The organism is Paenibacillus piri (assembly GCF_004354045.1).
In the GTDB taxonomy this organism is placed as follows: Bacteria; Bacillota; Bacilli; order Paenibacillales; family NBRC-103111; genus Paenibacillus_S; species Paenibacillus_S piri.
This window is the reverse complement of the sequence record NZ_SMRT01000045.1, coordinates 1-8,292: the sequence shown is the minus strand read 5'-3', so window position 1 is coordinate 8,292 and position 8,292 is coordinate 1. Positions and strand designations below refer to the sequence as shown.

Genomic DNA, 8,292 nt, shown 5'->3' with positions numbered 1-8,292 from the left:
TGAAGTCCCGAAGCATAAGCACAAAAGAGCCCTCGTCCTATCTGCACGAAAATTGGTACGGTTGGTATTCATGCTACTGAAGACCAACAAAATGTACACACCACCCGAGAGGAGGAATCCATAGGATTTCCAGATTTCTACTCTTTTTACATGTTGCCCATGCCTGTAAATAGTCTGAAAATTTAGACTAAATGGTGGGGTTAGTTTAGTGATGTCTTTTTTCAGCTCTGGGTACGCTTTAGGCAATGTTTTTTCCAATTCTTATCGATCATCCCCTTGACATATCACCGCTGGGCTCCAAGTTTTGCGTAAGCAAAACTGACTTCGTAAGCGATGCTTAGTTTTGCCTAAGCAAAACCGGCTTCGAAAGCGATGCTTATTTTTCCATAAGCAGACTGCCAATTCCTGTTTGTCAACATCCGCCATTTTTCGCTAAAAGTCTCCGGCTAAAATTACATACTTTCTAGTATGAGGGGAATCCGGATAAATTAAACATCATTACACTTTACAACCGGTTTGCCCAGGCTCTACAATGAGTAACGGTAAGCAGTTCACGAACTTGCATCCGATAAAAGCTAGAGGTGACACCTATTGAAGAAGAAATGGTTCATAGCGTTCGCGCTGGCAATGCTCATACTGGCCGCGGCAATCGCCATGACAGGCTGCCAAAGCAAATCCGCGGCGACTGCCGCCGGCCGGGAATCGGTAAAGGTCGAGCGGGTCGTCGACGGCGATACGTTGGAAATTAAACTGAACGGAAAAAAAGAGAAGGTGCGGCTGATCGGAATCGATACTCCGGAAACGAAAAAGCCGAACACGCCTGTCATGTTTTACGGCAAGGAAGCGTCCGATTATACGAAAAAACGGTTGGAAAACAAAACGGTCGAGCTGGAATGGGATGTGGAGCGCAGAGATAAATATGCCCGGCTGCTCGCTTACGTCTGGATCGGCGACGAGCTGTATAACCGTACGCTGGTGAAGGAAGGCTATGCGCGGATCGCTACTTTTCCTCCGAATGTGAAGTATGTCGAATTGTTTAAAAAAGATCAGGAGGAAGCCCGCAAGAAAGAAAAAGGGCTTTGGAAAGATTACGATTCGGCATTTGAAAAAAAGAAATAAGAAGCTTGTATCGAAGCTTCTCGGGGGACGACGAGACCGCGGTTTAGCGGAAGCGTTTTTTGTGAATTTGATATGATTTTGCATGTAAAAAGCCGCTTCCATCCCCACTTATACAGTGGTGATGGAGGCGGCTTGCATATTTTGGGGACCGTCTCACCGGTTGATACCCGTTTGGGACAGCCCGTGCTTTACGGTCAGCTTAATGCGTTCCTTTTACGTCCATTTGCAATTCTTTCGTTTCCTTTTTGAACGTGGAGGAATTAATGCGCTCCTGCAGCTTCTCATAGTACAGGTCTTCGTTGATCGGCAGGTTAACCCAATCGTCGGTCCACGAGGACAAGTGCATCGCATTGGACAATGTCAAGCCTTTGATTCCTTCTTCGCCCGGAGCCAGCAATGGCGTTCCGTTCAAGATGTGGTTGACAAAGTTTTGCGTAATGCCTTTATGCTGCGGTCCTGGAGCTCCGACAACCGGAATTTCGCACTTCCAGCATTCCGGCTGTCCGAAGCCGTTTTTCCATTCGCGGTTGAACTGAGGCTCGGGCGTGCGCAGACGCCAGAACGTCAATTGATCGTTCTCGATAACGATCTTGCCGTTGTCGCCGCTCACCTCGTAGCGGTTCGTTCCAGGCGCTTCGCCTGTCGTTGTTACAAACAAGCCGGTTGCACCGTTTTCATACTCCACATATGCCGTAACATCGTCTTCAACCTCAATGTTGCGGTATTTGCCGAAGCCGCAGAACGCTCTGACACGTTTAGGCATCATGTCGGCTGTCCACTGCCACAGGTCAAGCTGATGCGGGTCCTGATTGATCAATACGCCGCCGCCTTCACCGGCCCATGTAGCGCGCCAGCCGCCTGAATCGTAATAGCTCTGCGACCGGTACCAGTTCGTAATAATCCAGTTCGTGCGGCGAACTTCGCCAAGCTCTCCGGAAGTAACCAGGTCTCTTAATTTTTGATATAAAGGGTTGGTCCGTTGGTTAAACATAATACCGAACGCTTTGCCCGATTTCGCGGCAGCTTCGTTCATTTCGCGAACTTGTCTGGTGTAAACGCCGGCAGGCTTTTCAACCAGCACGTGATAGCCGTGAGAAAATGCCTCAATCGCAGCTTCCGGGTGATTGTAATGCGGCGTTGCCACGATAACGGCGTCGAACGCCTTGGAAGCATAAAAAGCGTCTAAATTATCAAAAAGCTGAATGTTGCTGCTCCCGTAATTGTTTCTTACCCAATCGAGACGGGACGGATCCGTATCCACAATAGCCGTTAGCTCAGCATGACTCACTTGATTTTTGACCAAGTACTCGGTATGACTTTTTCCCATGTTACCTACACCGATAATACCGATGCGCACTTTATCCATTCGTTTTCCCCTGCCTTTCTTTCATTAAAAACGCTTAATATGTAAGCATTTTCTTCCACGTTATTAATTATATCTTGCACACGTGAACATTTCAATATAAAAATAGTGGCGGCAAAATTGATATAAAGAAAAGCTTTAGAAGGAAGCAGCAAAAAATCACCAACGGAAAAATATGTTCCCCCGAACGAATCAGGAGAACATAAGCTTGCCGTTATAAGTTCAGATAATATCCGCTTATACGAGAGCTTTATCTTTTTCGGAAATTTGGCTCAGCGCTTCGCCGGCTTCGTTTTCGAACTTATCCCGTACGGCCAGGTCGCCCAAAGATACGATTCCGACCAGCTCTCCGTTCTCTACGACCGGCAAACGGCGGATTTGCTGTTTCGCCATCAGTTTGACGGCTTCATCCACAGTCGTCTCAGGAGACGCGCTTGTAATTTGGTTGCTGCTCATAACCTCTTTAACGGCTGTGGAGCCCTCTTTCTTTTCGGCAAAGCCGCGGATAACCAAGTCTCGGTCCGTAATGACGCCGATCAATTTTTTGCCGTCGACAACAGGAATAAATCCGGTATCCTCCTGTTTCATTTTTACGGCTACTTCATAGACGTTATCCTGCAAAGTGACGGTTGAGCAATCCTTTGTCATGATTTCTTTCAGCTTCTTGTCAGCCAAGGAAAGTCCCTCCCCAAATAATTAGTACGCCGGTCAAGCCTCGTCAACGTATGCCGCAAAGGCAAAGCCGCTTTCCGTCGCAGACATAGATTAACCCGAAACCGCCCTTTGCATGTGCTAATACGTCTAGCAGTTAATTACATTCGTTGCTTTGACAATCCCAAATCATGCTGATAAATAGCCGGGCCGCATCGCGCATCGCCGTCTCGTCGATATCGAACAATGGGTGATGATGGGGATGGACGACCCCCTGCTCCCGGTTTCCCGCTCCGACAAACATAAAGCAGCCTTTCCGGTGATGCAAATAATAGGCGAAATCTTCGCCCGCCATGATGAGCGGCGCCCTTTTAACCTGCATCACGCGCGCTCCCGCACGGAAGAAACGATCCGTTTCGCCGGCGTCGTTCACAACCGGTGGATATCCCAACTTATAGTCGAAGCTGTAATCGGCTCCGTTCATGGCGCAGGTTTGACCGACAATGCTTTCCATCCGCCGGCGCACCCCGGAGCGGAGCTCATCGTCGAACGTCCGTACCGTGCCGATCAAGGTAGCCTGCTCGGCGATGACGTTAAAGCCCGTCCCGCTGTGAAACGAACCGACCGAAACGACACAGGGCTGCGTCGGATCGACGTTGCGGCTGACTATCGTTTGCAGATTGCCTACCAGCTGCGAGCCGATGACGATGCTGTCCGTCGTTTCATGCGGCAGTCCGCCATGCCCGCCCTTGCCCTTGACGACAATTTCAAACTCATCCGCCGCGGCCATGAACGGGCCTTCCTTGCAATATGCGGTACCTGCGGGAAACGGCGTCCACAAATGAATGCCGTATACATAATCCACATCGTCGAGCGCGCCTTCGGCGATCATGCTGTGCGCCCCGCCCGGGCTTTGCTCCTCCGCATGCTGAAACAGCACTACCACGTCGCCGTTCAGCGCCTCCCGATGCTCCGTCAAAATCTTTGCAACGCCCAATAATGTGGCGGTATGCGCATCATGGCCGCACGCATGCATTACCCCGTCAACCCGTGAAGCGTAGCTGCAGCTCTTCTGATCCTGAATCGGCAAGGCATCCATGTCGGCGCGCAGCATAACGGTCGGACCTTGTCCGTTCCCTGTAACTCTTGCCACGATTCCGTTGCCGCCAACCTGCGTGCGCACCTCTAGCCCCCACTGCTTCAAAAGCCCGGCGACAAACGCGGCGGTTTCCGTTTCATAATAGGAAAGCTCCGGATGCTGATGCAAATACCGGCGCCAGCCTACCATCTCCGGATACAGCGAATCGACTGCTTGCAATAAGGCTTCCATGAGCGTTCCTCCGTATTCTCCATTTATTCTTCCTTATAGTTTAACAAATCTGCTATCCGCTTTCATCCATGTGTCACAAGAATTTCAAATTTATATAGAGAGCGGTTTGCCGCATTTCGCATTAAGCTTGCACAAGTTTGGGAAACATACTATCATAAATAAAAGAATTAGATACCATTGGATTTGACTTTCTAGGAGGGTTTTCACTGTGATTATTGAAAATAACGGCATTAAAGGGCTAAAAAGCGATCTCGCACATTTGGACGAAGTAACGACGAACCTGGGCTTCGTACGCTGGCAGTGGGAATATACTCGGGCTACCTATGATTTGAAAATTGAAGAAAAGGGCAGCGAATACTTTTTGCGTGTGAACACTCGTGCTGAATCCGGCAGACTTGAACAGCCGCATGCCATTCTCTACATAGAAGAAGTTTATATTGGAAAAGCTACGTTCCCTCACGGATTGGACTACGCATCGCCGATTCCGGATTCCATTATGAAAATCGCCTCGCAAAAGCTGGCACAGCTGAAAACCCAATTGTCCGAATAGGACGACTATACCATGACTTCCCAGCGACGAGGAACACCGGATTTCCTGCTGCTTTTTCTAACCATCCTGTTAGTATGCTTTGGACTGGCTATGGTATTCAGCGCGAGCATGGCATATACCCGCTTCGACTCCGTGTCGGCGACGATGCTCAACGATCCTTCGTACATGGTTATTCGTCAAGCGGTTGCAATTGCTCTGGGTACGGTAGCCATGTTTTTTTGTATGAACATCGATTACCGGGTCATTAAAAAGTGGATCGGTCCAGGATTTGTTATCGTCGTCATTATGCTGTTGTTGGTTCCTGTAGTAGGTCATGGCGTAAAAGGAGCGACAAGCTGGTTCAAAGTGGCCGGCTTCAGCATTCAGCCCACCGAATTCGCCAAGCTGGCCGTCATCTTGTACTTGGCCGCACTGATCAGCAAGAAGGAAGATAAATTCCGCGATTTTCGAAAAGGGCTGCTTCCCGCGCTCGTCATCGTCGGATTTGTTTCCGCCTTGATTTTGCTGCAGCCGGATGTCGGGTCCACCATGATCCTGATCATGTGCGCCGCCATCGTCATTCTTGTCGGCGGCGCCAATCTGAAACATATTTTTTTCTTATGCGTAGTGGGAGGAGCTTTTCTTTCCCTTATCATCTCGATCTATCTGGTCAAAAACGGTCAAGATTTTCGCGTCAGCCGGTTCACCTCCTTTCTCGACCCGCGGGCCGACCCTTTGGGCGACGGCTATCAGCTGCTTCAATCACTCTATGCTTTCGGCCATGGGGGCATTTCGGGAGCGGGCTTTGGTCAAGGGATTCAGAAGCTGCATTATTTGCCCGAGGCGCATAACGATTTTATTTTTTCCATCATTGGGGAGGAACTCGGCTTCATCGGCAGCTCGCTGTTTATTCTTGTCTATGTGGCTTTCTTATGGCGCGGCCTGCTTGTCGCCGTCCGCTGCAAAGAAATGTTCGGGACACTGGCGGGCGTCGGCATCATCGGTACGATTGCGGTACAAGCGCTGGTCAATCTGGGCGGCGTCACAGTTAGCATTCCGATGACCGGAGTAACGCTTCCGTTGATCAGCTACGGCGGCTCCTCCATGTTGGTAACGTTGATCAGCCTCGGCATCTTGCTCAGCATATCCAGAGAATTCAACAAACCTGATCAGGATAAACGGGCTAGCCGTCCTTAAAGGTCGCGCGCGTTTGTCAAGGGGCACAGCAAAAAGTGAATCTTATCCTTACTTTACGATTAAAGAAATAAACAAGAGAGCCCGATGCAGGCTCTCTTGTTCGGTATGTGCAAGTATGTAAACGGCACAAATTTCCCTTATTTCACACGATGCGCTTCTTCCACTTGAAGCTCCTTCTCTTTCTCTTCCTCGCGGAAAGCGACGCCTTCCACCTTGACATTGACTTCGACTACGGATAAGCCCGTCATATTTTCTACAGCTTCGCGCACGTTTTGCTGCAGATCGCGGCATACCTCTTGAATTTTACTTCCGTAGTTGACAATGACGCGCAAGTCAATTGCGGCTTCCAGCTGCCCCACCTCGACGGAAACCCCTTTTTGCACGTTTTTGCCGCTAAGCCGTTTCGCTAACCCTTCAGAAATACCTCCGGACATTGCAGCAATCCCGGGAGTTTCCAACGCAGCTAAGCCTGCGATTGTTGAAACGACATCATCTGAAATGCGAATAAGACCTGATTGAATTTCATCGGACATATGGATCACTCCTCAGCGGGTTATACCTATATTGTAATGACTTCCCAGCGCGAAAGCAACTTATGCGACACGGTTCTGCAATTTGCGTAATCCATTTGTCAAATCCATATATTTACATCATGCGCAAATATCAATATAGTAGAATAGGTTTTTTGCTATTAGACATACTTTACCATATGAGGTGATAATTATGAAACGCCATTGGTTTACCATTTGTTTAACCGCCAGCTTCGCGCTAGCTGCTTTTACTCATTATTCCGGCATGTTTTCGGCTACGGTTCAATTTATTGTCGCATGTATCGCGATCATTTTCGTTGCCGGTTTTTTGGGAAAAGCGACGGAAAGCGTCGCCCATTATGCCGGGCAGCGGCTGGGCGGCTTTCTGAACGCGACGTTCGGCAACGCTGCCGAATTAATCATTGCCATTTTTCTTGTAAAAGACGGCTTGTTCGATATCGTAAAAGCGAGTATTACCGGCTCGATCATCGGCAACCTGCTGCTCGTGCTGGGCCTCAGCTTATTGGTAGGGGGACTGAAATATAAAGAGCAGCGGTTTAACGTCAAACTGGCCAGCCACAATGGCTCTTTGATGCTGCTTGGCGTTATCGCCCTCTTCGTCCCCGCGGCATTCGCCAAAAGCTTGTCGATGTCGAGTACGATGAAGCTGAGCCTGTCGGTAGCCGTAATTCTGATTATCGCGTACTTGCTCTGGCTGTTCTTTTCCATGGTAACCCATAAAAACGAGCTGAGCGATGAAGCGATCGAACACGGCGAACCCGAATGGCCGAAAAGCCGCTCGATCCTATTTTTGTTTTTGGCTACGGCTATGGTCGCGGTAGTCAGCGAGTGGCTGGTCGGCACTCTTGAGGTTTTTACCCATCAGTACGGTCTGTCGGAGCTCTTTGTCGGCGCATTTCTGATCGCCATAGTCGGCAACGCCGCCGAACATAGCGCCGCCATTATGCTGGCACGCAAAAACAAAATCGGAGCCGCCGTCGAGATCGCGGTCGGCAGCTCGCTGCAAATCGCGCTGTTCGTTGCGCCGGTGCTTGTGCTTGTCTCGTTATTGTTCGGCCGGACGATGAACATTGTATTTACGACGTTCGAGCTCATCGCCATCGGTGTGGCCGCCATTATCGCCAAATCGATCTCCCAGGACGGCCAAACGAACTGGTACGAGGGCGTGCTGCTGCTGGTCGTATACTGTATACTCGGCATCGCCTTTTTCCTCGTGTAGTCAAGTCCCCAAAAAAAGAGCAGCCCGTAAAAAGGAGGCCACTGAAAAAGTCCATTCATATGAAAAAGGTACAGTCCTTCAAGAAAATGAAGGAATCTGTACCTTTTTTGCCGAATAAATAAGGCATCACGAAAAGCGGGTGAGAGCGGATGATTCGGCAACAACAAACTTTGGTTTTGAGTCCTTACGCGGCACTGTATGACATCGTCGTGCCGAAGGATAATATGCTTCGTCAAATCAACGAACTGGTGGACTTCACATTCATATATGAGGAACTGGAAGCAAAATATTGTTTGGACAATGGACGTAACGCCATTGACCCCATTCGCATGT

Annotated in this window: 9 protein-coding genes; 5 read left to right on the top strand and 4 right to left on the bottom strand. The window is 49.5% G+C overall.

Annotated features, from left to right (window positions below; all coding sequences use genetic code 11):
- The first annotated feature begins 591 nt into the window (after positions 1-591).
- Positions 592-1,119 (top strand): thermonuclease family protein, encoded by a 528-nt coding sequence (locus tag E1757_RS35440; protein WP_246079740.1) that lies wholly within the window; start codon positions 592-594, stop codon positions 1,117-1,119.
- Between the two features lie 199 nt (positions 1,120-1,318).
- On the opposite strand, the gene E1757_RS35435 is transcribed toward E1757_RS35440, so the two are convergent.
- From E1757_RS35435 to E1757_RS35425, 3 genes are all read right to left on the bottom strand, one after another.
- On the bottom strand, positions 1,319-2,485 hold the full coding sequence (locus tag E1757_RS35435; protein WP_133237140.1) for a Gfo/Idh/MocA family protein: 1,167 nt from the start codon (positions 2,483-2,485) through the stop codon (positions 1,319-1,321).
- Positions 2,486-2,719: 234 nt separating this feature from the next.
- Positions 2,720-3,130, bottom strand: a complete 411-nt coding sequence (locus E1757_RS35430) for a CBS domain-containing protein (protein ID WP_133237141.1) — start codon at positions 3,128-3,130, stop codon at positions 2,720-2,722.
- A 160-nt stretch (positions 3,131-3,290) separates the two neighbouring features.
- Positions 3,291-4,463, bottom strand: coding sequence for an amidohydrolase (locus E1757_RS35425; RefSeq protein WP_133237139.1), 1,173 nt, complete (start codon positions 4,461-4,463; stop codon positions 3,291-3,293).
- A 208-nt stretch (positions 4,464-4,671) separates the two neighbouring features.
- On the opposite strand from E1757_RS35425, the gene E1757_RS35420 reads away from it, so the two are divergent.
- Both E1757_RS35420 and ftsW read left to right on the top strand, forming a co-directional pair.
- Positions 4,672-5,013 carry a YugN family protein gene (locus tag E1757_RS35420; RefSeq protein ID WP_133237138.1) on the top strand — a complete coding sequence of 114 codons (342 nt, stop codon included), beginning with the start codon at positions 4,672-4,674 and terminating at the stop codon, positions 5,011-5,013.
- 12 nt (positions 5,014-5,025) lie between these two features.
- Positions 5,026-6,189, top strand: coding sequence for a putative lipid II flippase FtsW (gene ftsW / locus E1757_RS35415; protein WP_133237137.1), 1,164 nt, complete (start codon positions 5,026-5,028; stop codon positions 6,187-6,189).
- Positions 6,190-6,326: 137 nt separating this feature from the next.
- Here the strand turns inward: ftsW and E1757_RS35410 are convergent, their stop codons facing one another.
- Entirely contained in the window at positions 6,327-6,722 is a 396-nt protein-coding gene (locus E1757_RS35410; protein WP_133237136.1) for an Asp23/Gls24 family envelope stress response protein, read from the bottom strand.
- A 190-nt stretch (positions 6,723-6,912) separates the two neighbouring features.
- Between E1757_RS35410 and cax the strand changes: the two genes are divergently transcribed.
- The gene (gene cax, locus E1757_RS35405; protein ID WP_133237135.1) at positions 6,913-7,959 is read left to right on the top strand and encodes a calcium/proton exchanger; all 1,047 of its coding nucleotides are present in this window, start codon (positions 6,913-6,915) and stop codon (positions 7,957-7,959) included.
- A 149-nt stretch (positions 7,960-8,108) separates the two neighbouring features.
- Positions 8,109-8,292 (top strand): transposase (locus E1757_RS35400; protein ID WP_484217471.1); only part of this gene is annotated, 184 nt, incomplete at its 3' end.

Coding starts and splice junctions, on each gene's coding strand:
- E1757_RS35435 (WP_133237140.1), bottom strand. CDS start 2,485: ATGGATAAAGTGCGCATCGGTATTATCGGTGTAGGTAACATGGGAAAA.
- E1757_RS35430 (WP_133237141.1), bottom strand. CDS start 3,130: ATGACAAAGGATTGCTCAACCGTCACTTTGCAGGATAACGTCTATGAA.
- E1757_RS35425 (WP_133237139.1), bottom strand. CDS start 4,463: ATGGAAGCCTTATTGCAAGCAGTCGATTCGCTGTATCCGGAGATGGTA.
- ftsW (WP_133237137.1), top strand. CDS start 5,026: ATGACTTCCCAGCGACGAGGAACACCGGATTTCCTGCTGCTTTTTCTA.
- E1757_RS35410 (WP_133237136.1), bottom strand. CDS start 6,722: ATGTCCGATGAAATTCAATCAGGTCTTATTCGCATTTCAGATGATGTC.
- cax (WP_133237135.1), top strand. CDS start 6,913: ATGAAACGCCATTGGTTTACCATTTGTTTAACCGCCAGCTTCGCGCTA.